Source organism: Yersinia nurmii (assembly GCF_001112925.1).
GTDB lineage: Bacteria > Pseudomonadota > Gammaproteobacteria > Enterobacterales > Enterobacteriaceae > Yersinia > Yersinia nurmii.
On record NZ_CPYD01000001.1, the window covers coordinates 373658 to 398328 of the forward strand.

A 24671-nucleotide genomic window follows, 5' to 3' on the forward strand; every position below is an offset into this window, starting at 1 on the left:
ATGAGCCAGAAATTTCTTTTTATTGACCGCGACGGCACCCTGATTGCTGAACCGCCAGAAGACTATCAGGTTGATCGGCTGGACAAACTGGCGCTGGAACCGGAAGTGATACCTGCCCTGCTGGCTCTGCAAAAAGCCGATTACAAACTGGTGATGATCACTAATCAGGATGGTCTGGGAACGGACAGTTTCCCGCAGGAAACCTTCGATCCGCCGCACAATTTGATGATGCAGATTTTTACTTCCCAAGGCATCCACTTCGAGGACGTCTTAATCTGTCCGCACCTCCCAGCAGATAACTGCGCCTGCCGCAAGCCTAAGACGGCGCTGGTAGAAAACTATCTGACCGACGGCGTGATGAACGGGGCCAATAGCTATGTGATTGGTGATAGAGAAACCGATCTACAGCTGGCCGAAAATATGGGCATTTGTGGACTGCGCTATCAACGCGACGGTCTGAACTGGTCGCAGATAGCCAAACAGCTGACTCAGCGAGATCGCCACGCCCATGTTAACCGCGTGACCAAAGAAACCGCCATTGATGTGAACGTGTGGCTGGATCGAGAAGGTGGCAGCAAAATAAAAACAGGCGTAGGTTTCTTCGATCATATGTTGGATCAGATCGCCACCCACGGAGGATTCCGTATGGATATTCAGGTTAGTGGCGACCTTTATATCGACGATCACCACACCGTGGAAGACACCGCATTAGCACTGGGTGAGGCCATTAACACTGCGTTGGGTGACAAACGCGGTATTGGCCGTTTCGGTTTTGTGTTGCCGATGGACGAATGTCTGGCGCGCTGCGCACTGGATATCTCAGGCCGCCCACATCTGGAATATAAAGCCGAATTTAATTATCAGCGCGTTGGGGATTTAAGTACCGAAATGGTTGAGCACTTCTTCCGTTCGCTGTCTTACGCCATGGCCTGTACCCTGCACCTGAAAACCAAGGGTCGCAACGATCACCACCGGGTTGAGAGTTTGTTTAAGGTCTTTGGCCGCACGCTGCGTCAGGCCATTCGCGTCGAAGGCAATACGTTGCCAAGCTCGAAAGGAGTACTGTAATGAACGTGGTCATTCTGGACACCGGATGCGCCAATCTCTCCTCCGTGACCTACGCGGTTCAACGTCTGGGCTACGAGCCGGTCGTTAGCCGCGATCCGGAAATCGCTCTACGAGCCGATAAGCTGTTTTTGCCCGGCGTAGGTACCGCCCATGCTGCCATGGAACAACTCAAAGAACGGGAACTGATCGAGTTGATCAAAGCCTGTACTCAGCCGGTTCTGGGGATTTGTCTGGGTATGCAGCTCTTGGCTAGCCGCAGTGAGGAAAGCGGTGGTATCGATACCTTGGGTATCATCGATGCACCGGTAAAACTTATGACCGATTTTGGCTTACCGCTACCGCATATGGGTTGGAATCAGATTTCTGCTCAGGCAGGTAATCATCTGTTCCGCGGCATTGCCGATGGCACCTACTTCTATTTTGTCCACGGATATGCGATGCCAATATGCCCAAATACCATCGCCCAGGCCAACTACGGCGAGCCGTTTACCGCCGCGGTCGAAAAAGACAACTTCTTTGGCGTGCAGTTTCATCCGGAACGTTCGGGTGCAGCAGGCGCACAATTGCTGAAAAACTTTTTGGAGATGTAGGCACCATGATTATTCCCGCTTTGGATTTGATCGAAGGCAAAGTGGTGCGTTTGCATCAAGGCGACTACGGCCAACAGCGCGATTACGGCAATCACCCATTGCCGCGTTTACAGGATTATCAGCAGCAAGGCGCGCAGGTTTTACATCTGGTAGACCTAACCGGAGCTAAAGATCCTTCAGCCCGCCAGATCCCATTATTGCGTGAGCTACTGGCCGGTGTGGATGTACCGGTGCAGGTCGGCGGTGGCATTCGTAATGAACAGGATGTAGCAGCCCTGCTGGAGGCTGGTGCCACCCGCGTGGTGATTGGTTCAACGGCGATAAGGCAGCCAGAATTGGTACAGAGCTGGTTTGAACGTTACGGCGCCGATGCCATTGTTCTAGCGCTGGATGTACGTATTGATAAAACCAGCCGTAAAGAAGTCGCTATCAGCGGCTGGCAGGAAAACTCCAACGTCACGCTGGAACACATTATCGAACAATACCTGCCTTTTGGTCTGAAACACGTCCTCTGCACCGATATTTCTCGCGATGGCACGCTGGCGGGTTCTAACGTCGAACTGTATCAGGAAGTATGCGCCAGCTATCCGCAAGTGGCTTTTCAAGCCTCTGGTGGTATTGGCTGTCTGGATGATATTGCCAGACTACGCACCAGCGGAGTCCAAGGCGTTATTGTAGGCCGCGCCTTACTAGACGGAAAATTTAATGTGAAGGAGGCGATCGCATGCTGGCAAAACGCATAATTCCCTGTCTGGATGTGAAAGACGGACAGGTTGTCAAAGGTGTTCAGTTTCGCAACCATGAGGTCATCGGCGATATCGTTCCTCTGGCGCAGCGTTATGCCGCAGAAGGTGCAGATGAACTGGTGTTTTATGATATCACCGCATCATCTGATGGTCGGGTCGTGGATAAAAGCTGGGTAGCTCGCGTTGCCGAAGTGATCGATATTCCTTTTTGCGTTGCTGGTGGTATTAAAAGCGTCGAGGATGCTGGCCAGATCCTGACCTACGGCGCAGATAAGATCTCTATCAACTCTCCAGCTCTGGCCGATCCAACTTTGATCACTCGTTTGGCCGATCGCTATGGCGTACAGTGCATCGTCGTAGGGATTGATACTTGGTACGATGCAGAAAGCGATAGTTATCAGGTTTATCAATTCACCGGCGATGAAAAACGCACCAAAGCCACCACCTGGCAAACTGAAGACTGGATTCGTGAAGTACAGTTACGCGGCGCCGGTGAAATTGTTCTGAATATGATGAATCAGGATGGGGTACGCAACGGCTATGACTTACGTCAGCTCAAACAAATGCGCGCTATTTGCCGTGTACCGTTGATCGCATCCGGTGGCGCGGGTACGCCGGAACATTTTCTGGAAGCCTTCCGCGATGCGGACGTCGATGGCGCTTTAGCAGCATCGGTATTCCATAAACAGATCATTAATATTGGCGAGTTAAAAACCTATTTGTCTGAACAAGGCGTGGAGATAAGAGTGTGTTAACTGAACAACAGATCAACCAGCTAGATTGGGAAAAAGTCGATAACATGATGCCAACTATCGTTCAGCATGCCGTCTCCGGTGAGGTTCTGATGATGGGATACATGAATCGGGAAGCGTTAGCAGCAACTGAGAAATCAGGCAAAGTCACCTTTTTCTCCCGCACTAAACAGCGTCTATGGACTAAAGGCGAAAGCTCTGGTCATTTCCTCAACGTAGTCAATATCTACCCTGACTGCGATAACGATACCCTCTTGATTTTAGTTAATCCGATTGGCCCAACCTGCCATTTAGGCAATAACAGCTGCTTCTCGCCGGCAGCCAGCGACTGGGGTTTCCTGTATCAGCTGGAACAATTGCTAGCTGAACGTAAAAACGCCGATCCTGGCAGTTCTTATACCGCCAGCCTCTACGCCAGCGGCACCAAGCGTATCGCGCAGAAAGTTGGGGAAGAAGGCGTAGAAACTGCGCTAGCGGCAACGGTAAACGATCGAGAAGAACTGACGAATGAAGCGGCCGATCTGATTTATCATTTGCTGGTTCTGCTGCAAGATCAGAATTTGGATCTCAGTAAAGTGATCGGCCGCCTGCGGGAACGCCACGAGAAATAGCCTTACCGTCAAATAGCCTTCCCTTTATCAATGGCATTTCGACGTAAAAAAGCCCTCACAACTTTAATTTGCGAGGGCTTTTTATTACGATAAATCTGATCAATACATCATCAGAACTATCTATTCGTTAGCTCGTTAGCGAATTTTAGCTATTGCTACTACCGATTAAGGCGTAGCTTGCAAGAGCCGTTCTATTACGAGCAGCGCACATCATCAGGCTAACGGATTGTCAGTTACAATGATGAGCGCTGCCCAAACATCATGCATTCACGCTTATATCGCTAAACTAAGCAATTATTCCATCCACTCAGTATGGAAAACACCTTCTTTATCAGTACGTTTGTAAGTATGCGCACCGAAGTAATCGCGCTGCGCCTGAATCAGGTTGGCAGGCAGTACGGCAGAACGATAGCTGTCGTAGTAGTTGATTGCAGCAGAGAAGGTTGGCGTTGGGATGCCGTTCTGAACCGCATAAGACACGACGTCACGCAACGCTTGCTGATATTCATCAGCGATCTGTTTGAAGTAAGGTGCCAACAGCAGGTTTGCAATTTTAGGATTATCTGCATAAGCATCGGTGATTTTTTGCAAGAATTGCGCGCGGATGATACAGCCAGCGCGGAAGATCTTAGCAATCTCACCGTAGTGCAGATCCCAGTTATTCTCGTCGGAAGCCGCTTTCAACTGAGAGAAACCCTGAGCGTAAGAAACAATTTTACCCAAGTACAGCGCGCGGCGAACTTTTTCGATAAATTCAGCTTTATCACCTTCGAAAGCTTTAACCGTTGGGCCAGTCAACACTTTAGATGCAGCAACACGTTGATCTTTCAGGGAAGACAGGTAACGAGCAAAGACGGACTCGGTAATCAGAGTCAAAGGTTCACCCAGATCCAGAGAACTCTGGCTGGTCCACTTACCGGTACCTTTGTTCGCTGCCTCATCCAGAATCACATCAACCAGATATTTACCTTCTTCATCTTTCTTGGTGAAGATATCTTTTGTGATATCAATCAGGTAGCTATTCAGCTCACCCTTATTCCATTCGGAGAAAGTCGCAGCCAGTTCTTCATTATTCAGGCTCAGCGCTTGTTTCAGCAAAGAATAAGCCTCAGCGATCAGCTGCATATCGCCATATTCGATACCGTTGTGCACCATTTTCACGTAGTGCCCAGCACCGTCAGCGCCGATATAAGCTACGCAGGCTTCGCCGTCATCAGCACGAGCAGCAATTTTTTCCAGAATCGGAGCAACCAGCTCGTAAGCTTCTTTCTGACCGCCAGGCATAATTGAAGGGCCTTTCAGTGCGCCCTCTTCACCGCCGGACACGCCGGTACCGATGAAGTTAAAACCTTGTTCAGACAGTTCGCGGTTACGACGAATGGTGTCTTTGTAATAGGTATTACCGCCGTCGATCAAAATGTCACCTTTATCGAGGTGAGGAGTCAGCGACGCGATAGTTTTGTCAGTAGCTTCACCTGCTTTCACCATCAGCAAAATACGACGCGGTTTTTCCAGTGAATCCACAAACTCTTCAACGGTATAACTCGGCACCAGATTTTTACCTGGGTTTTCAGCAACCACTTCGTCGGTTTTATCTGATGAACGGTTAAAGATGGAAACGGAATAGCCGCGGCTCTCGATGTTAAGCGCCAGGTTACGGCCCATTACCGCCATACCGACAACGCCGATCTGTTGTTTGGACATTAAAAAAACTCCTGTCTGAAGGATGACACCCGCGATTGGCCGATAAGCCCGCAGGTTTTTGCAGTGGGAAACATGTTAACTCAGGATTATGTCAGGTGGGTAGTGATTGGTGCGATAGACAGCACAACCGACCAGTTGCTGAACGCAGTCGTTTGCTTGGGGCAAAATAATCTTCGCCCCAAAAGAAAAGGCAACCTGAATGGTTGCCTGATTTACGATCATTTCAGCGGATTAAGACACAAAATCCTTTAACCAGGCCTTGAACTCATCCCCCTGAACCGGATGACGCAAACCGTAAGCGACGTAGGCCTGCATATAACCCAGTTTTTCGCCACAGTTATAAGCCTGACCGGTCAACGCTACCGCATCCACCGGTTGTAGAGCATTCAACGCAGCAATAGCATCAGTTAGCTGAATGCGTCCCCAAGCACCCGGTTCGGTTTTCTCTAACAATGGCCAGATATCGGCGGAAAGAACATAACGGCCAACCGCTGACAGGTTTGACTTCATTCCGGTCAGATTTTCTGGCTTTTCTTGCATATCCACTATTGGGCTTGCCTCACCCGGAGCCAGTCCAGGCGCTTCGCAAGTAATGACCGAATAGTTTGGCAGTTCTTCAACAGACATTGGCTGAACCAATACCTGACTCACACCGGTATCTTCAAAACGCGTGATCATCTGAGCCAGATTATCTTTGGTCAAATCAGACTTAGCGTCATCAATCAAGACGTCAGGCAACAGAACCACGAAAGGTTGACCGTCGATTAGCGGCTTAGCACATAGCACCGCGTGACCGAGTCCTTCCGGGTGCCCCTGACGAATATGCATAATGGTTACCCCCGGCGGGCAAATGGATTGCACATCCTCCAGCAGCTGGCGCTTCACTCGTGCTTCCAGCATTGCTTCCAATTCATAGGAAGTATCAAAATGGTTTTCTATGGCATTTTTTGAGGAATGCGTGATCAAAATAATATCGGTGATACCTGCGGCAACGCATTCGTTAACGACGTGTTGGATCAGTGGCTTATCAACGATTGGCAGCATTTCTTTTGGAATGGCTTTCGTTGCGGGCAGCATTCTCATACCTAAGCCAGCAACCGGGATGACTGCTTTTAATTTAGTCATATTCACCTAAAAAGTTTTCATGCAAATAAAGCCTGTTATTCGGAAATTACGCGCGAATTCTACGTTATGCGTCTATTTGCTGTTTTAACCAGGCAGAGAATTTTTCGCCTTCAGTATCATGGCGAATACCGTAGGTCACAAAAGCTTTCATATAACCAAGTTTATCGCCGCAATCATGGGATTTGCCCGTCATATGGAATGCTTCTACCGGTTGCTGTTCCATTAGCATAGCAATCGCATCAGTTAGCTGAATTTCGCCGCCCGCTCCGCTCGGCGTTTTCTTCAGCAGAGGCCAGATATCCGCAGACAATACGTAACGCCCAACGACCGCCAGATTTGACGGTGCTTCCGCCACGCTTGGCTTTTCGACTACGGCGGTCATCAGGCTACTGTCGCCCGGCTGCAGTTTCACGTTACCGCAATCTGCAATACCGTATTTAGACACGTCTTGCTGCAGAACAGGCTCAACCATAATCTGGCTATGACCAGTTTCCTCAAAACGCTTAATCATGCTGGCTAGGTTTTCCCGCGACAGGTCGGCGGTAGAATCATCCAGTAACACATCAGGCAAGAGCACAATAAAAGGCGAATCACCGACCATTGGCTGTGCGCACAGCACTGCGTGCCCCAGCCCTTTGGCCTGCCCCTGACGCACTTGCATAATTGTGACATCCGGCGGGCAAATATTTTGCACCTCATTAAGTAACTGCCGTTTTACTCGTGACTCTAGCGCAACTTCTAGCTCAAATGAGGTATCAAAATGGTTTTCTATCGCATTTTTCGATGAGTGACTGACCAGAACGATATCTTTAATTCCGGCGGCTACACATTCATTCACGATATATTGAATCAATGGCTTATCAACGACCGGCAACATTTCTTTCGGAATTGCCTTGGTCGCAGGCAACATTCGGGTACCAAGACCAGCCACCGGAATTACAGCCTTCAAATTCTTCTTCATCTGCCCTACCTTATTCTCAAACAACCGACTGCGGTAAGCTATCAACCGGTAAAATTCAGTGCGGTGACACATTCTTAACAAGAGTGAGAATGTATGCCCAAACAGGTCAGTCCCACAGCAAAAATGTATATCAATCTATTACAAATCAGATAAATGGGTGAGTGAAAATCACTCAATATTTATCCGTCATATATTAACAAGCAAGGTATCTATCATCATTTTTTTGCATCTGTCACTGATAAAACCATTTCACTTATTCAGTATATTCTAGATTATGTAAACAATAGGCTTACCAACTAATTAACTTTACCTTAGGATAATCTCAGCCTCATTACGATATATCAGTCTGATTTTAGGATAATGACTCATCACTTAGGTCAATTCCCCCGCAGTTCCCGGCCCCAAGGCTATTGAGAGTTGAATTTTACCCGATCAGCGCCCATTATTCTGACTGCGGCATAAGCCGTAGAAATAAAAGGTGAAACTGGGCATATGGAATGGATCATGGATCCAACAATTTGGGCGGGATTGGCAACGCTAATCGTGCTAGAAATTGTATTAGGTATTGATAACCTCATCTTTATTGCCATTTTGGCAGATAAACTTCCCCGCCATCTTCGGGATAAAGCGCGAGTCACCGGGCTGCTTTGTGCTTTAGCTATGCGTTTGGTGCTGCTGGCCTGTATCTCCTGGCTGGCGACGCTAACAGCACCGCTGGTCACTATTGCCGAGCACCCTTTCAGCGCCAGAGACTTAATCATGCTGATTGGGGGGATTTTCCTGCTGTTCAAAGCCACTATGGAGCTAAATGAACGGCTGGAAGGTAAAGATCACCAGCAAAATAATCAGCGTAAAACCGCAAGATTCTGGCCGGTAGTGGCGCAGATCGTGGTGCTGGATGCTATTTTCTCATTAGATTCTGTCATCACCGCGGTCGGAATGGTTGACCATTTGGCGGTCATGATGGCGGCCGTAATCATTGCAATCGGCATGATGCTATTGGCCAGCAAGCCATTAACTCGTTTTGTTAACGCGCATCCAACCATTGTTATTCTGTGTTTAAGCTTCCTGCTGATGATCGGCTTTAGCTTAGTCGCAGAAGGTTTTGGCTATCATATCCCAAAAGGTTACCTGTATGCAGCTATTGGTTTCTCAGTAATTATTGAATCACTGAATCAGTTCGCGCAGTTTAACCGCCGTCGCTTCCTCACCTCGGCGCGTCCGCTGCGTGAACGAACCGCAGAAGCGGTACTGCGGATTTTGAGTGGTAAACATGAAGAAGCCGAGCTGGATAACCACACTGCCAGCCTGATTGCAGATCAAGGGCGCCAAAATCAGGAAGTCTTTAACCAGCAGGAACGGCGCATGATCGAGCGCGTGTTGGGGCTAGCTCAGCGAACGGTCAGCAGCATCATGACTTCGCGTCACGACGTGGAATATCTGGATCTGAACGATCCACCGGAAAAACTAACTGCTCTGCTGACTAAAAATCTGCATACCCGAATTGTGGTGACCGAAGATAGCACCACCGACGAACCTTTAGGGGTCATTCACGTTATTGACCTCTTGAAACAGCAGCTTGAGCAAGAGAAACTGGATTTACGTGCACTGATTCGTCAGCCACTGATTTTCCCTGAGCAAGTTTCGCTACTAATGGCTTTGGAGCAATTCCGTCAGGCGCAAACCCATTTCGCGTTTGTGGTTGATGAGTTTGGCTCTATTGAAGGCGTAGTGACATTGACAGACGTGATGGAAACTATCGCTGGTAATCTGCCGGTAGCCGGTGAAGTAGCGGATGCTCGTCATGATATTCAACAAGCCGATGACGGCACCTGGATTGCCAACGGTTATATGCCGCTCGAAGATTTGGTGATGTATTTACCTTTACCTATTGATGAAAAAAGAGAATATCACACGCTTGCGGGACTATTGATGGAACACACCCAGCGCATTCCTCAGGTCGGTGAGCAATTGCAGATCGGGGATTATCTGTTTGAGCCGCTGGAAGTGAGCAGCCACCGGATTCTGAAAGTGAAAATAACTCCGCTGAAAGTACCGGAACCGGACTACGAAGTCTAAGAAATTAAACTGCCGATAGCGCCAGGCTCTGACTTGTATTATGCCTGACGCTATCCATTTAACGCTCTGTCTAAGTGCTTAATCTATTTAAGCCTTAACGCAGTGGAACCAGAATCTCGGTCGCCACGATAACCACCACCAATCCCACCAGAACCGGTACTGAAGTACGTTTTACCACTTCAAACGGTGATATTTTCGCCATCCCTGCAACCGCAACCACTACGCCAGAAACCGGTGACAAGGTGCGTCCCAGATTTGACGCCTGTAGCATTGGGATAACCAAGTAGGCTGGATTTATCCCCATTTGAGCTGCCAGTTTCGGAATCAGCTCGACGAAGGCATAGAAAGGTGCATTACCTGAGCCAGTAGTCATTGCCGCCAGCATGGTAATAGTGACCAGCACCAGCATCATCACTATGCCGCCAGTACCAAAGGATTGGGCTAAACCAATCAGCCCACTGATGAAACCAACCGTACTCAGCCCTTGGGCGAATACGCCCGCCGCCACCAATAGCATGACGACGGTTGCAAAAGCGTCCGCCATTCCGCGATAGGCCACTTCCAGACCGGCGAATACCGTTTTAGCGCTGAAACTGCGCACAAATTCAATAACCGCAGCCAACAGCATACAAATCACCAGTACGGTAATAATGTGTAGCTCTGGTCCCCATTTCCCGTCAAAAATCAGCACGCCAATAATTGGCGTAAAGGGCAAAATGGCATAAAAGCTCGGCGCATTGGTTGTGATCTCATTCACATCCATCATTTCATGCTTTTCCTGACTTTTATTATCCAGATAACGTTGCCAGAAGAAATGCGCTATCGCCATACAAACAATCGCGGCGATAGAGATTGGCAAAGTCGTTTTAAAAGCGAAATCAACTAGCGGCATTTCCGATGCTTTCGCCGCCAGTACGACGTCACCAGAGGTAGGAGCCAGAATAATCGCCGCCGGCGAGGCGCAAATTGCTGCAGCGGCGCCACGGCTAATGCCCACATTCACCATAACCGGGAACAAGGTTGCCATCAGCAATACGCCCAGCCCGGTAGCTGAAGAAACCGCCAGTGACATTAGGCAAGCCACAATATACGCGGCGACCATCAGCAAATACGGCGAGTTAATCATTTGCAGCGGTTTGGAGGCAATCTTCACCACCACATCATTGGCGCCAATGTGCGTCATGTAGGCAGCAAACCCGCACAGCATCATGATCATCATGCCGAGATCGCCACCGCGGCTCATCAGCAGGATTTTGACATACTCAACAATGTCAGTAGCCCGCCAGCCGGTTGACGTGGCACTGGCCGGTAATACGCTTTTTCCCATCAGTGCGCTGATTATCAGCAACAGTAAACCACCGACCATCAGCACCCCAGTGGCTGAATAGCCCTTAATGATATAGCGGCCAACGCCTACCGCCACAACCACCCCAATCAATAGATCCAACATTAATCCTCTCTTACCCGGTACAGGCCGGAACTTAACGCATCCAGGTATTATTTTCTTCGTGAATTGGACAAAAATACGTTCTGCACTCTGCCTAAAGTCAGCCCGAGATTTTATGACATCTATCAATGATAAGCAGGGATTTTATATAGAAGAAGTAATATGTGATGAGAAGTCTGGCTTTAAGGGGGAAAAACGTTAAAGGTGCAAACAATAAAATAACAATTTTTCAACCCAAACAGGCTGGCAGCCGGATTCCCCACTGCCAACCCGATACGCAATTACAGTTTATCCAGCAACTTTTTTAAATCCTGACCGTTGCGCTTATCTTTATTACGCTCCGCCCATTCATTGAGTGCGCTTTTCGCTCGTTGCTGCAATTCTTTACGCAATAACTGCTCTACGTCTAACTGATATTTCAAACTCGCCCACGGGCCGTAAATACGCAGCGGAATATCGGTATTTTGCAGCGTTTTAACCAGCTTATCCTGACCACTCCAGCCCTGAATGACACGAACCGCCAAACTCATATCGGCTTGCTGCGCCGGTAAGTTCAGCGAACCACTGCCTTTTAGCGAAATCAGAGTCGAATCCGCGTTCAGCCCGCTGACCTTCAATAAACCTTTATTGAGTGCCAAATTAGTCTGTAGTCGACTGACTTCGGTATAGCGCTCAAAACGCTCCACCGCGCCCACGTCGCTAGTGCTCCGCGTGACCGCCTGCTGTATTAACTGCTGGATATTAATGCCGTGCAGCTGGGCATTGGTCATCGATAGTTTCGCATCGCCGTTCCAACGGCGGCTAAAGGACTCCACGTCAAATCCTTCGCCGGATAACTGGCCAGTCATCGAAAACTGCCCAGTCAAGACCAATGGCAATTCCGCAGCCTGTAGCACCGGCCCCAGCTCCATATGATTAATGGTTGGTTCAACGGCAATGAGTAAGCGCTTACTGGTGACATCCAAAGTGCCGGGGAAAGAAAACTCCCCCTTTAATGCCTGACCGGAAAGACGGCTCGCCGACAGTTTCCCCTGCTGATTCTCCGCCAGTACGCTAAATTGATTCACGCTAATTCCGCGATAAACCAGATTGGTCGCGGTTAATGCCAGTTTGGCAGTGAAATCACGCAGGCCTTGTAAATCCCGACCCACGTCGGCTTCCTGACTAGCGATAACCGGCGCAGCGGCTACCTGAGGTTTGCTGCTGGCAGACGACGCAGTATCAGCGCTTTTTGCCTGCCAGCCAAACAGTTGATCGAGATTGAGACTGTCGCTTTTCAGATCCAGGTCATAGTGGGGAAGAAAACCCAACCGCGCCTGAACGCTGCCAGTTAGCACATTATTATTGGCGCTAACGTTAAGCTGCTCAATGCTGACCTGCTGGCTATTTTGCTGGTAGGTCGCCACCAACGAACCTTGCCCGGCAATCCCGCCAACCGGAACGTCGGCACCATCCAGCTTGTAAGTAAACTGGCTGATTTTCGCGCCCATATGTTGCGGATAATTTTGCATATCCACGTCGGCGTCAAGGGAGAATGTCAGATCTCGCTGATTGCGGTTAACCCGACTGCTCAGGTTGACTTTTACCTGACGCTGCGGGCCTTGCTCGAGTAATAAATTGATATCGCGAACATTGATTTGGTCAGCATCTCGCTGCCAGATCAGCAGGCTATCGGCCACCTGCACCTTATCGATATCCAGCTTCCAGGATGTGGTTTCCGTTACCGGCGCATTTCCCGCCGGAGCCACGGGAGCATCAGGCTGCAAACGGGCTTCGCTATCAGGCGTTAAGCGCACCACAGCACCTTTCAGCATCACCTGTTTTACCGCTAGCTGATGAGAGAGCAGCGGCCAGAGCTTGACGTCCAGCCGCATATTTTCTGCACTCACCACCGGCGCATCGGCACCGGGCGCTGTCAGTGACATTCGACCAGAAATAATACTTAAGCGCGGCCATACGTGCCAGCGCATATCCCCTTCCAGCGCCAGTCGGTAACCGTTATTTTTTTCGACCTGTTTGACCATATAGGCACGAAAGTCATTCGGATTAACCAGTAGTACCAGCGCGCTCATCCCCGCGACTACTACCACCAGCAAGATGGCTAACGTTGTCAGTAATCTTCTCATGACGTCCTCTTGTCCAAACAGGAATGCAGGCTAACGCGACTTAGTCTTTATCGATACGACTGGCAACCGCCCCTTGCTGACCACGATATTTGGCATCCTGACGGCTGTTATACGGGCGCGCCGCCGGGCCAGATAACGGCTCGAAGCTTAATGCGCCAATCAACATCCCCGGACGCAGTGCCAGCGGCAGCTTACCGGAATTATAGAACTCCAGCACAATACGACCTTGCCAGCCGGGATCGATTCGGTGAGCGGTAACGTGAACCATCAACCCTAAACGTGCCAGAGAGGAACGCCCGTCCAGCCAACCGACCAAATCATCGGGAATTGTGACTGATTCGTGGGTAACGGCCAGCGCCAGCTCGCCTGGATGCAAGAAGAATGCCTCACCTTCCGGCAAGATAATCTCATCGCTCATGACTCTATCTAGCGCTTCACTGACTTCATCTTTCGGGCCGCTTAAATCGATAAATGCCGCCGTATGACCGCGAAATACGCGGAATTGATTGCCCAAGCGAACATCGACTGTCGCGCCGTTGATCCGTTCTACCGGCGGACGTGGGGTGATAACCAGCTTGCCATTATCCAACCACGCTTCTATATCACGATCGCACAGTCTCATCGATCAAATCTCCATTTAAATTCGTATGTTACAAAAACTGCCATAGAAAAGAGCAAAGATCCAGACGGATATCACTCGAAGAACTGGCTAAGTTTGGCTTTCAGAATATCAATGGCAATACGGTTTTTGCCGCCGCGCGGTACGATAATGTCAGCGTACTGTTTGGAAGGTTCGATAAACTGCAAGAACATTGGACGCACAGTTTTCTGGTACTGCGCCATCACCGATTCCATGGAGCGACCGCGTTCGTTTACGTCACGCTTCATCCGTCGCATCAGACAGATATCCAGCGGAGTATCGACGAAAATAGAGAAGTTCATTTCCTGACGCAGGCGCATATCGGTGAGCAGTAAGATACCTTCCAGAATAATCACTTTTTTCGGTTCGAGACGAACGGTTTCTTCTTTACGCGTATGTTCAGTATAGCTATACAGCGGCAATTCAATCGCGCTGCCCGCTTTCAGCGATTGCAAATGCTGTAGCAGCAAATTGTGATCCATAGCGTTGGGATGGTCATAGTTGGTTTTAACACGCTCTTCCATCGACAGGTGGCTTTGATCTTTGTAGTAGCTATCTTCCGGAATAACACCAATATGTTGATCGCCAACCTGTTCACGCAATTCGCGATACAGCGTGCTGGCAATAAGACTCTTCCCGGAGGCAGATGCGCCGGCAATCCCGATAATGACGCACTGATGTGCCTTGTCAGTCATAAAATTAAAGACCTGATTACGTAGTGTGAAGGGGGGCAAAGCACGGGGGGTGCTAAGAACGCGCCAATTATAAGGAGTTCACCGGCATGACGCCAGCGCTAAGGCGTAGCAATGCAGGCCAGATAGGTGAATTATTTGGCAGAATGGGGAAATCAGCCCATTGGCAGCAGAATTTTAAAGCTAAAACCTAGCTGAAAGAATAAATGGCCTGTGCGTAAGGTACGGACAGGCCATTTTGATGCTAGAAAAGATCTTATAGCGCGCGGAAAGAAATTTCTGTTGGGATGGCTTCACCTTGCCAGTACATTTCTGCCGCCACGTTTGAGGCCAGTTGGCGATAAATATCGGTAAACTCACTGTCAGGCTGGCTGATAACCGTTGGTTCGCCGCGATCCAAATCTTCACGCAGGGAGATATGCAACGGAATTTGCCCCAACAGCTTACAGTGATATTTTTCGGCCAGTTTTTCTGCCCCACCAGTGCCGAAGATTGGCTCCAGATGCCCGCAGTTGCTGCAAATGTGCATGCTCATGTTTTCGATAATACCCAACACTGGCACATTCACTTTTTCAAACATCACAATGCCTTTCATCGCATCGATCAGCGCAATATCCTGCGGCGTGGTTACAACCAGCGCGCCGGTAACCGGAATATTCTGCGAAAGCGTCAGTTGAATATCGCCGGTGCCCGGAGGCATATCGATCACCAGATAATCCAGATCTGGCCACAGCGTATCCTGCAACATCTGCATCAGCGCTTTACTGGCCATCGGCCCGCGCCACACCATGGCGTTTTCGTCAGTCACCAAATAACCAATAGAGTTAGTCGCCAGCCCATGAGCTAGGATCGGCGCCATGTGCTTGCCATCCGGTGAAGTTGGGCGCTCATTCATCGTACCCAGCATGTTTGGAATCGACGGGCCATAAATATCCGCGTCCAGAATGCCCACTTTAGCGCCTTCGCCAATCAGCGCTAAGGCCAGATTAACCGCGGTACTGGACTTCCCTACCCCGCCTTTACCGGAACTGACGGCGACGATATTACGCACGCCTTTTACTCCCGGCTGATCGTTGGCACGGCGCAGCGTCGTAATATTGTGCGATAACTTCCAGTCGATCGCCTTAGCGCCGGTCAGCTGTAATAGCTCACCGCTGACGGTTTCTTTCAGTGTTTCAAAACCGTATTGCCAGGCGAAAGGCATAATCAGTTCGATATGCAGCACATGATCCAGTAGCGCACAGTGATGCAAAGCGCGCAGGGTGATCAGGTCTTTTTGCAGCGTCGGATGGGTGAAGGTGGTAAGCACCTTGGAAACTTGAGATTGCAGCAGGTCAGGGGTGGTCTGCTCGGGGGATTTTGGGCTCATCCCGGCTCCTTGAATTTATCGTTATTAACCTAAAGACAATAAGCTTTAGCATATCAGAACTCGGCTAGTGGCGTGGAGTTCATAAAGAAAAACTGCGTCAAAACCCGCTGATTTGACTTAAGCGCCGCCAGTCGTCCGCGGACCCTAGCGACAACCGGCCGAATCGGTTAACATCAAAGACCCCTTATTCCTATTACAGAAAGCAATTTCCTACTATGGCTCAAGTCGCGAAAAAATTATTGGTGACGTGCGCGCTACCATACGCTAACGGTTCTATTCATCTCGGTCATATGCTCGAGCACATCCAGGCAGATATCTGGGTCCGTTTCCAGCGAATGCGCGGCAATGAGGTTCATTTCATTTGTGCGGATGATGCCCACGGCACGCCAATCATGCTGAAAGCACAGCAGTTGGGCGTTGAACCTGAGCAAATGATCGCGGAGATGAGCCAGGAACACCAACAGGATTTCGCCGGTTTTGGTATCAGCTACGACAACTATCACTCCACTCACAGTGATGAAAACCGCGAGCTGTCGAGCCTGATTTATCGTCGTTTGAAAGAAAACGGCTTTATTAAGAACCGCACCATTTCTCAGCTGTACGACCCTGAGAAAGGCATGTTCCTGCCGGATCGCTTTGTAAAAGGTACCTGTCCGAAGTGTAAAGCTCCGGATCAATACGGCGATAACTGTGAAGTCTGCGGCGCGACCTACAGCCCGACTGAACTTATCGAGCCGAAATCTGCCGTTTCCGGCGCTACGCCGGTCATGCGTGAATCAGAACATTTCTTCTTCGATTTGCCTGCATTCAGCGAAATGCTTCAGGCTTGGACTCGCTCTGGTGCACTGCAAGAGCAAGTGGCAAACAAAATGCAGGAATGGTTCGATTCCGGTCTGCAACAATGGGATATCTCCCGCGATGCACCTTACTTCGGTTTTGAAGTACCGGACGCGCCGGGTAAATATTTCTATGTGTGGCTGGATGCGCCTATCGGTTATATGGGTTCATTTAAGAATCTGTGCGACAAACGCGGCGATCTGGATTTCGATGAATTCTGGCGTGAAGACTCTGCCACCGAGCTGTACCACTTTATCGGTAAAGACATCGTTTACTTCCACAGCCTGTTCTGGCCGGCCATGTTGGAAGGCAGTCACTTCCGCAAACCAACTAGCCTATTTGTACACGGTTATGTCACGGTTAACGGCGCAAAAATGTCGAAGTCTCGCGGCACCTTTATTAAAGCGGGCACCTACCTGAAACATCTGGATGCCGATTGCCTGCGCTATTACTACGCGGCGAAACTGTCTTCACGCATCGATGATATCGATTTGAATCTGGAAGACTTTGTGCAGCGCGTAAATGCCGACATCGTGAATAAAGTGGTGAATCTGGCCTCACGTAACGCCGGTTTTATCAATAAACGTTTCGACGGAAAATTAGCCGATACACTGGCTGATCCTAAGTTATATCAGACCTTTATCGATGCAGCAGCATCTATCGCCGAGGCTTATAACAGCCGTGAAAGCGGTCGGGCCATTCGCGAAATCATGGCGCTGGCTGACGTGGCTAACCGCTATGTGGATGAGCAAGCACCTTGGGTAGTCGCGAAGCAGGAAGGCCGCGATGCCGATCTACAGGCTATTTGCTCTATGGGCATTAACCTGTTCCGCGTATTGATGACTTACCTGAAACCCGTACTGCCAGCGCTGACTGAACGTACTGAGGCCTTCCTCAATACTGAACTAACGTGGTATAGCATTGAGCAACCGTTGCTAAATCATCAGATTAGTCCGTTTAAAGCGCTGTTTAACCGAATCGATCTGGATAAAGTGAACGAGATGGTTGGCGATTCTAAAGATAATCTGGCCCCCACCGCCGTCGTTACCGGCCCGTTGGCAGATGATCCTATTCAGGACACCATTAATTTCGATGATTTTGCCAAAGTTGATATGCGTATCGCGCTGATCAAACAGGCTGATTTCGTTGAAGGTTCCGATAAACTGCTGAAACTCACTCTGGATCTTGGCGGTGAAACTCGTCAGGTATTCTCTGGCATTCGCTCCGCTTATCCCGATCCTAAAGTATTGGAAGGCCGCTTGACCGTCATGGTAGCGAATCTGGCTCCACGCAAAATGCGCTTCGGCATTTCCGAAGGTATGGTGATGGCCGCAGGCCCTGGTGGGAAAGATATCTTCCTGCTTAGCCCAGACAGCGGCGCTCAACCTGGTATGCAGGTTAAATAAGCGCTGAGTTTGCCAGCCGGGTTAATGTGGCTGGCAAGAAATAAAAATGCCGGAGGGGAGACCTGACCGGCATTTTTTTCTCCTATTAAAATAAAGAAATATTATTACTCTAGCTATTGCCTCACCACTTTCCCTTTATCCCGCTGGAACTCTTCCAACCAGAACAACATATTCAGGAACAGGCTGAGAGAAAACATCAGAAATAATACTGAATCCAATAGTGAGATTTTTATCACCGCATTAATAATAATATTATTATGATGCTTCAAATCTGAAAAATCAGAGCTAAGGAAAAGAAAAACACCAACAGAACCAATGATGTTTATCACCACAACTGGCCAGTGAAACTTAGCTAACAGGAAAGAAATCCACGAAGCCATAATTAACAAAATGGCGGCGTCATCCATATCAAAATAAAGAAATGGTAATAAATTCAAGACAAGAAAACAAACAAACGTGAGTCCAAACGGATATTCACCAGGCAGCTCATTCTTGATTTCTTTTTTCCGCTCACAGGCCACATAATAACCCGGATAAATATTGATAAATAAAAGATAAAGTATAAATGCGCCGCATAAAGGCAGCGTAAACATATTTTGAGGAAGATAGTTAATCAGTGGAAACAAATGCACCAGGAGCAGATAGGGACTTAAACCCTGTGATCTTAGGCGGTAGTAGCACGGCATCAGCAGCACCAAAGACAAGAGCGCGGGCCACGACTGTACGAAAATAACTATCAAATCATCAAATTGTTCTGGCCATAACACATCAAGCAAAATCAGCAGCAACGGTTGTACCAATATATAGCGCATGACAAGAATAAAAAACTCTCCGCGCGACATAAAGTAGAAAGATAAGTTGTCACTCAACTCCGAGTAGAAGTTTCCTGCATCAGTATAGTTATATATCGAATGGTTATCGGCTCCAAACCGATTGAATAGCTTGCTAACTTTACCCATGGTGACTTCTATTCCCTTAACTCTGTCTATTTTTATTGACTAACAGGAGGTTGGCATAAGCCATTTTGTTTAACTACTGTTTAGTTTTTATTTATTTAATTCACTTAATGAACATTACATAAACTTTCCGTCAATATCTGACCAATAATACCGTAGATAATTCAAAAATAGAAAAAATGCAGTGCTATTAATAGTTACTTATTGGAAAACCTAAACAACATTGTCATTCATAAGGTTTTTCTCTGTTCGGCGATCATTAACCGATGTCGCAGTACCAATTCATCACCTGTTCCAATAGCCGACTAACCTCGCTTTTCAGCTAGTTTTTAGCTTTCCGCCGATATGCCTTTTTCTATCGGAATCGCTGCAGACGGCGTGAACGCCTGTTGCCAAACTAAAAGATATAAATAAATCCAAAAATTCATAACAAAGTTAATTCCTTATCAAAAAATAATTGGTTATGATGCGAAGGCCATCTGGACGCCCAGACGTAAAGGTAGCCATAAAAAGAAAATCAATAACCATTTGCTTGCACACATTACCGACATCACAACGGAGCCCCTGATGAAGAAAATTGCCCCCCCTTTGTTGGCTTTTAGCCTGCTCACCGCCCTGCCGGTTTTTGCCGCCGAAAACGCGACATTGGTGCCGGTGCCAAACGCCATCGCTAACCATCAGGGACAAATTAAAATTGCGGTCATCCGCAACCTAGGTTCGGATGACAACACCACTCAGTTTCTTTCCGGCGTATTAAAAGAAGGTAAAAAACTGGGTTTTAAAGTCGATACCTTCCTCAGTAACGGTGATGACGCGCGTTTTCAGGATTTCGTCAATCAGGCTATTAGCCAAAAATACGACGGCATTATCTTGTCTCAAGGCCGCGATCCCTACTCTACCGAACTGGTGAAACGTATTGCCGCCAATGGCATCGCGGTATCCGTATTCGATACCGCTATTCAAGGCGATATTCCCGGCGTTACCCTAACACAGCAGGATGACGCCTCATTAACCAATGAATCATTCGGTCAGTTAGTGAAAGATTTCAACGGCAACGCCAATATTATCAAACTATGGGTTGCCGGTTTCCCACCAATGGAACGCCGCCAGACCGCTTATCAGGCGCTGCTAAAACAGCATCCTGGCATTCATGAGCTGGAATCTATCGGTGCCGTCTCCTCTGACGTACAGGGAGACACGGCGAATAAAGTGGGCGCGGTTCTGGCAAAGTATCCGAAAGGAAAAATCGATGCTATTTGGGGTACCTGGGATGCCTTTACTCAAGGTGCTTATAAGGCATTGAAAGAAAACGGCCGTGATGAGATCAAACTGTATAGCATTGATATTTCGAATCAAGATTTACAATTAATGCGCGAAGCAAATAGTCCGTGGAAAGTCAGCGTAGCGGTTGATCCTAAGTTAATAGGGGCGGTTAACCTGCGTTTGGTGGCGAAAAAAATCGCCGGAGAGGCAACTCCGCCAACCTATGAATTCCGCGCGGCCGCCATTCCTCAGGCTCTGCTTGCCAGTCAGCCGGGGCCAGTTAACGTCGCCAGTCTGAGCAAAATTATTCCGGGCTGGGGCCAATCTGACGATTTTAATTCTCCTTGGTTCGCCACGCTGGCGGCCCAAAATAGTCAATAACCGCGGAGTAAACTTATGACAACCCACGGCTCGCTACCAAAGCCAGAATATAGCCGCAATATGCGGCTGATTGGCCATAGCGATCAGGGTGGGCGGCCTGATGGCGTACAGGTGATGGTGCATCGCGGCTATGCCTATATCGGCCATATGGTTTCTCAAGGTGTATCAATCGTTGACGTTCGGGATGCAAAAAATCCGCGACCCACCGGTTTTATCCCTGCGCCGCCGAATACCTGGAACGTGCATCTACAAACTCACGACGATCTGCTATTGGTGATTAATGCCAGAGATTTGTTTGCTGACGCTAGTTTTGCCGAGGAAAAAGTCTATTACACTCAATCCGTAGGCAAAAGCGTCAATACCCGGCAGGGGGAGCATAACTGGACCGCAGGTTTACGAATTTTTGATATTTCCATTCCCGACCAGCCGCAACAAATCGGCTTTTTACCGTTAGATGGAATTGGGATTCACCGAATATGGTACGTTGGCGGACGCTGGGCCTACGTTTCAGCCTTATTAGATGGTTACAGCGATTATATTTTCCTGACTATAGATTTGGCCGATCCGCAGAATCCAGCGGTGGCTGGCCGTTATTGGTTACCGGGGATGCATAGCGCTGGCGGTGAAACACCAAACTGGCCAGACGATCAACGCTATGCGCTGCACCACGCCATTATCAGCGGAGATACCGCCTACGGAAGCTGGCGTGACGGCGGTTTGACGCTGTTGGACGTCAGCGATCGCCACCAGCCAAAACTGATTTGTCATCGTAACTGGAGCCCACCTTTTGGCGGCGGCACTCACACTGCGCTACCGTTGCCTGACAGAAATCTATTGATCGTATTGGACGAAGCGGTATTGGATAATCAGGAAGACGGGGAAAAGCACATTTGGGTCTTTGATATTCGCGAGCCGAGCAACCCCATCAGTATTTCCACGTTTCCAGTGCCAAATGAACAGAATTACGTCAAAAAAGGCGCACATTTCGGCCCACATAATTTGCATGAAAACCGTCCCGGCAGTTTTATCAGCTCGTCGCTGATTTTTGCCACCTACCAAAATGCCGGAGTGCGCGCCTACGATATCAGTAATCCTTACCAGCCGAGGGAAACCGGTGCATTGGTGCCCGCTGCGCCGACTAAAATGATGGACAAGCGACCGGGTCGCCCGCAGGTAATTCAATCTTGTGATGTTTTTGTCGATGCGCAAGGAATTATCTACAGCACGGACTACAACGGCGGTCTTTCTATTATCGAATATTTAGGATAACGCTCTGCCACCAGCGGGTCGATTCAGGTTGATCTGCTGTTTCTAAAAATATTTTCCGTTCCCCCTCTCTTTTTGTTATTACAATCGTCTATGGTATCTGCCTGAGCCGATGTCACATTCAATTAACATAATAAAAAGATAACATGATGAAAGGTTTTCCTCCGTTGGTGCTCACACTTCTGCTGTCTTCATTAGTGTTGACCATTGGGCGCGCCATTACTTTGCCGTTTATTACTATTTATCTGGCGGAACACTTCCAGTTAGCGCCGGATCGTGTCGGTTTAGTTTTGGGTGCCAGTCTGACTCTGGGGATTATTGCCAGCCTGTACGGCGGTTTTCTGGTAGATAAATTTAATAAAAATCATCTTATTTTTTTGGCTATCGCCCTGTTTGCCCTCACCTTCTTTACCTTGCCGTGGATTGAACAACCGGGGTGGATTATTTTAGTGCTGGCAGTGCTACATTCGGCGTATTCGGTATTTGCCATTGCAGTCAAAGCCTGTTTCGCCGATTGGCTACCGGTAGCTCAGCGCATCAAAGCTTTCTCTGCAAACTATACGCTAGTTAACGTTGGCTGGGCGGTTGGCCCGGCGCTGGGCGTGCTGATGGCAGCTTTCAGCCCTATGCTGCCTTTTTTGATGTCCGGTAGCCTGGCTTTAGCCGTCGCTATCACGCTGATATTTCTGTTAGATAAATTCGGCATCCCACCAGAGCGGGAAGATAGTCTTGAACTCAAAAACGTTGCGCCCCTGAATTTTGCCCAAACTTTCCGCATTCTGCGTCAGGATAAACGACTGATATATTTCACTCTCGGCAGCATGTTGAGCGCCGTAGTCTTCGGGCAATTTACCGGCTACCTTTCGCAATATTTGATCACCGTATCAAACGCGACATTTGCCTATCAGGTGATAGGGTCGATCATGACGGTCAATGCCGTGATTGTTATCGCGTTCCAGTATTTATTAAGTCGCCGTATGAATCAGCAGAACCTAATACGCTGGCTAATGCTCGGTACTCTGTTCTTTATTGTGGGCCTGTTAGGCTTTATGACCGCTCAGGGTTCTATTCCAATGTGGATGCTGGCGATGACTATCTTCTCTTTTGGCGAGATTATCGTGATTCCAGTGGAGTATTTATTTATCGACTTCATCGCTCCAGCTCATTTGAAGGGCAGCTATTACGGAGCACAAAACTTAGGCAATCTGGGGGGGGCGTTCAATCCGGTGATGTGCGGATTTTTGCTGGCCTACGCTGCGCCGGAAATGATGTTTGTGATGTTGATGGTGGCAGCATTACTCGGCTTGGCCTTTTTCTATCGCGGTTATCAGTTGGCAAAAGCGCAGGATAATGTGTTTAATCAATCATCAGAAAAAGTCTAACTCAACCGGGCGATGGTCATGCCAACTTCACGTAAGTGGGCCATCGCCAATGGCATAAAAGCATAGATATAATTCATGGTGTGATCGGTAGCACATTTCTCGGCATAATTGTATGATGAATGCCTCCGTTACTTAGGACACTTATTATGCGCAATGTGATTACACTTTGCTGGCAATACCTACGGGCCTTTATCTTTATTTACCTGTGTTTATGGGCAGGTAACGCGCTGTCCGCACTGCTACCAATGACCATTCCGGGCAGCATTATTGGCATGCTGATTCTGTTCGCCCTACTGTCTTCGCAAATCCTGCCGTCTCGCTGGGTCAAACCCGGCTGCCATATTCTGATCCGCTATATGGCACTGCTATTTGTACCGATTGGTGTCGGCGTCATGCAGTATTATGACCAGCTCAGTAAACAGTTTGGTCCTATTATTGTGTCGTGTTTTATCAGTACATTAGTGGTCATGATCGTGGTGGGTTACAGCTCGCAGTTCGTCCATCGGGAACGCAAGATCCTCGGTTCAGTAGATGAACAGTCGGAGGACAAATAATGGAGCATATCTGGTGGTCGCTGCCTTTAACGCTGCTGGTGTTCTTTGGTGCGCGTAAGCTGGCGACCTGGTTGAAAATGCCACTGCTCAATCCGTTGTTGGTCTCTATGGTCATCATCATTCCCTTGCTGCTGCTGACCCATATGCCCTACGCCAATTATTTTAAAGGCAGTAAAATTCTGAATGACCTGCTACAACCAGCGGTCGTGGCGCTCGCTTTTCCGCTGTATGAGCAATTGCACCAGATCCGCGCACGCTGGAAATCCATTATCACCATTTGTTTCATCGGCAGCATCACGGCGATGGTCAGCGGCACCGCGATAGCCTTATGGATGGGAGCAACACCGGAGATAGCCGCTTCGGTATTACCGAAATCTGTCACCACGCCTATCGCGATGGCAGTGGCGGATTCTATAAACGGTCTTCCAGCCATCAGCGCCGTCTGTGTGATTTTTGTCGGAATTCTAGGGGCAGTTTTCGGCCATACCTTATTTAATCGGCTAAGAATTGTCACTAAAGCCTCCCGTGGGTTAGCTATGGGTACCGCTTCTCACGCATTGGGTACCGCCCGCTGCGCCGAAGTCGATTTTCAAGAAGGCGCATTTAGCTCACTGGCATTGGTGATTTGCGGGATTATTACCTCATTGTTAGCCCCGTTCCTGTTCCCGATATTGCTGCATTTATTCGGTTAAACAAGCTATTCGGCTACACAGGTT

20 protein-coding genes and 1 pseudogene are annotated in these 24671 nt (G+C 48.8%); 12 read left to right on the top strand and 9 right to left on the bottom strand.

The genetic code is table 11. From position 1 onward, the window contains the following. Genes hisB through hisIE form a run of 5 tightly spaced genes read left to right on the top strand, consistent with a single transcriptional unit; the run spans position 1 to position 3767 of the window. Positions 1-1068, top strand: coding sequence for a bifunctional histidinol-phosphatase/imidazoleglycerol-phosphate dehydratase HisB (hisB, locus tag AD970_RS01645; protein WP_049596585.1), 1068 nt, complete (start codon positions 1-3; stop codon positions 1066-1068). Continuing rightward, positions 1068-1658, top strand: a complete 591-nt coding sequence (gene hisH / locus AD970_RS01650) for an imidazole glycerol phosphate synthase subunit HisH (protein WP_049596586.1) — start codon at positions 1068-1070, stop codon at positions 1656-1658. The genes hisB and hisH overlap by 1 nt, the downstream gene beginning before the upstream one ends. Positions 1659-1663: 5 nt before the next feature. After that, positions 1664-2401: a 1-(5-phosphoribosyl)-5-[(5-phosphoribosylamino)methylideneamino]imidazole-4-carboxamide isomerase gene (gene hisA, locus AD970_RS01655; protein ID WP_049596587.1), complete on the top strand. Its 738-nt coding sequence runs from the start codon at positions 1664-1666 to the stop codon at positions 2399-2401. Next, entirely contained in the window at positions 2383-3159 is a 777-nt protein-coding gene (hisF, locus tag AD970_RS01660; RefSeq protein WP_049596588.1) for an imidazole glycerol phosphate synthase subunit HisF, read from the top strand. The genes hisA and hisF overlap by 19 nt, the downstream gene beginning before the upstream one ends. Then, positions 3153-3767 (top strand): bifunctional phosphoribosyl-AMP cyclohydrolase/phosphoribosyl-ATP diphosphatase HisIE, encoded by a 615-nt coding sequence (hisIE, locus tag AD970_RS01665; RefSeq protein WP_049596589.1) that lies wholly within the window; start codon positions 3153-3155, stop codon positions 3765-3767. Before hisF ends, hisIE begins: the two co-directional genes overlap by 7 nt. Before the next feature lie 294 nt (positions 3768-4061). On the opposite strand, the gene gndA is transcribed toward hisIE, so the two are convergent. The 3 genes from gndA to galU all read right to left on the bottom strand — a co-directional run bounded on the left by gndA (position 4062) and on the right by galU (position 7557). Beyond that, on the bottom strand, positions 4062-5471 hold the full coding sequence (gene gndA, locus AD970_RS01670) for an NADP-dependent phosphogluconate dehydrogenase (protein WP_049596590.1): 1410 nt from the start codon (positions 5469-5471) through the stop codon (positions 4062-4064). Between the two features lie 231 nt (positions 5472-5702). Continuing rightward, positions 5703-6596, bottom strand: coding sequence for a UTP--glucose-1-phosphate uridylyltransferase (locus tag AD970_RS01675; protein WP_049596591.1), 894 nt, complete (start codon positions 6594-6596; stop codon positions 5703-5705). Positions 6597-6660: 64 nt separating this feature from the next. Then, complete coding sequence (gene galU, locus AD970_RS01680) at positions 6661-7557, bottom strand: UTP--glucose-1-phosphate uridylyltransferase GalU (RefSeq protein WP_049596592.1); 897 nt, start codon at positions 7555-7557, stop codon at positions 6661-6663. Between the two features lie 492 nt (positions 7558-8049). Here galU and AD970_RS01685 point away from each other — a divergent pair, with 492 nt between their 5' ends. Further along, positions 8050-9636 (top strand): TerC family protein, encoded by a 1587-nt coding sequence (locus AD970_RS01685; RefSeq protein WP_049596593.1) that lies wholly within the window; start codon positions 8050-8052, stop codon positions 9634-9636. A 94-nt stretch (positions 9637-9730) separates the two neighbouring features. Here the strand turns inward: AD970_RS01685 and dcuC are convergent, their stop codons facing one another. From dcuC to apbC, 5 genes are all read right to left on the bottom strand, one after another. Then, positions 9731-11086 (bottom strand): anaerobic C4-dicarboxylate transporter DcuC, encoded by a 1356-nt coding sequence (dcuC, locus tag AD970_RS01690; protein ID WP_049596594.1) that lies wholly within the window; start codon positions 11084-11086, stop codon positions 9731-9733. A gap of 278 nt (positions 11087-11364) precedes the next feature. Further along, a complete protein-coding gene (gene asmA / locus AD970_RS01695) occupies positions 11365-13209 on the bottom strand; it encodes an outer membrane assembly protein AsmA (protein ID WP_049596595.1) in 1845 nt (614 codons plus the stop codon). 40 nt (positions 13210-13249) lie between these two features. Beyond that, the gene (gene dcd / locus AD970_RS01700) at positions 13250-13831 is read right to left on the bottom strand and encodes a dCTP deaminase (RefSeq protein ID WP_049596596.1); all 582 of its coding nucleotides are present in this window, start codon (positions 13829-13831) and stop codon (positions 13250-13252) included. Positions 13832-13902: 71 nt separating this feature from the next. Then, a complete protein-coding gene (gene udk, locus AD970_RS01705; protein ID WP_049596597.1) occupies positions 13903-14544 on the bottom strand; it encodes a uridine kinase in 642 nt (213 codons plus the stop codon). 253 nt (positions 14545-14797) lie between these two features. Further along, positions 14798-15910, bottom strand: coding sequence for an iron-sulfur cluster carrier protein ApbC (apbC, locus tag AD970_RS01710; protein WP_049596598.1), 1113 nt, complete (start codon positions 15908-15910; stop codon positions 14798-14800). 203 nt (positions 15911-16113) lie between these two features. Between apbC and metG the strand changes: the two are divergent. Beyond that, positions 16114-18153, top strand: a pseudogene (gene metG / locus AD970_RS01715) (methionine--tRNA ligase); the annotation flags it as partial. A gap of 113 nt (positions 18154-18266) precedes the next feature. On the opposite strand, the gene AD970_RS01720 reads toward metG, so the two are convergent. Further along, positions 18267-19112 carry a hypothetical protein gene (locus tag AD970_RS01720; protein ID WP_072080578.1) on the bottom strand — a complete coding sequence of 282 codons (846 nt, stop codon included), beginning with the start codon at positions 19110-19112 and terminating at the stop codon, positions 18267-18269. Positions 19113-19676: 564 nt separating this feature from the next. On the opposite strand from AD970_RS01720, the gene AD970_RS01725 reads away from it, so the two are divergent. The 5 genes from AD970_RS01725 to AD970_RS01745 all read left to right on the top strand — a co-directional run bounded on the left by AD970_RS01725 (position 19677) and on the right by AD970_RS01745 (position 24647). Next, a complete protein-coding gene (locus AD970_RS01725; protein ID WP_049596600.1) occupies positions 19677-20753 on the top strand; it encodes a sugar ABC transporter substrate-binding protein in 1077 nt (358 codons plus the stop codon). Between the two features lie 15 nt (positions 20754-20768). Then, positions 20769-22022: an LVIVD repeat-containing protein gene (locus tag AD970_RS01730; protein WP_049596601.1), complete on the top strand. Its 1254-nt coding sequence runs from the start codon at positions 20769-20771 to the stop codon at positions 22020-22022. 146 nt (positions 22023-22168) lie between these two features. After that, positions 22169-23401 (top strand): MFS transporter, encoded by a 1233-nt coding sequence (locus tag AD970_RS01735; protein WP_049596602.1) that lies wholly within the window; start codon positions 22169-22171, stop codon positions 23399-23401. A gap of 146 nt (positions 23402-23547) precedes the next feature. Continuing rightward, complete coding sequence (locus AD970_RS01740) at positions 23548-23955, top strand: CidA/LrgA family protein (protein WP_049596603.1); 408 nt, start codon at positions 23548-23550, stop codon at positions 23953-23955. After that, positions 23955-24647, top strand: coding sequence for a CidB/LrgB family autolysis modulator (locus AD970_RS01745; RefSeq protein ID WP_049596604.1), 693 nt, complete (start codon positions 23955-23957; stop codon positions 24645-24647). The genes AD970_RS01740 and AD970_RS01745 overlap by 1 nt, the downstream gene beginning before the upstream one ends. Positions 24648-24671 lie beyond the last annotated feature (24 nt).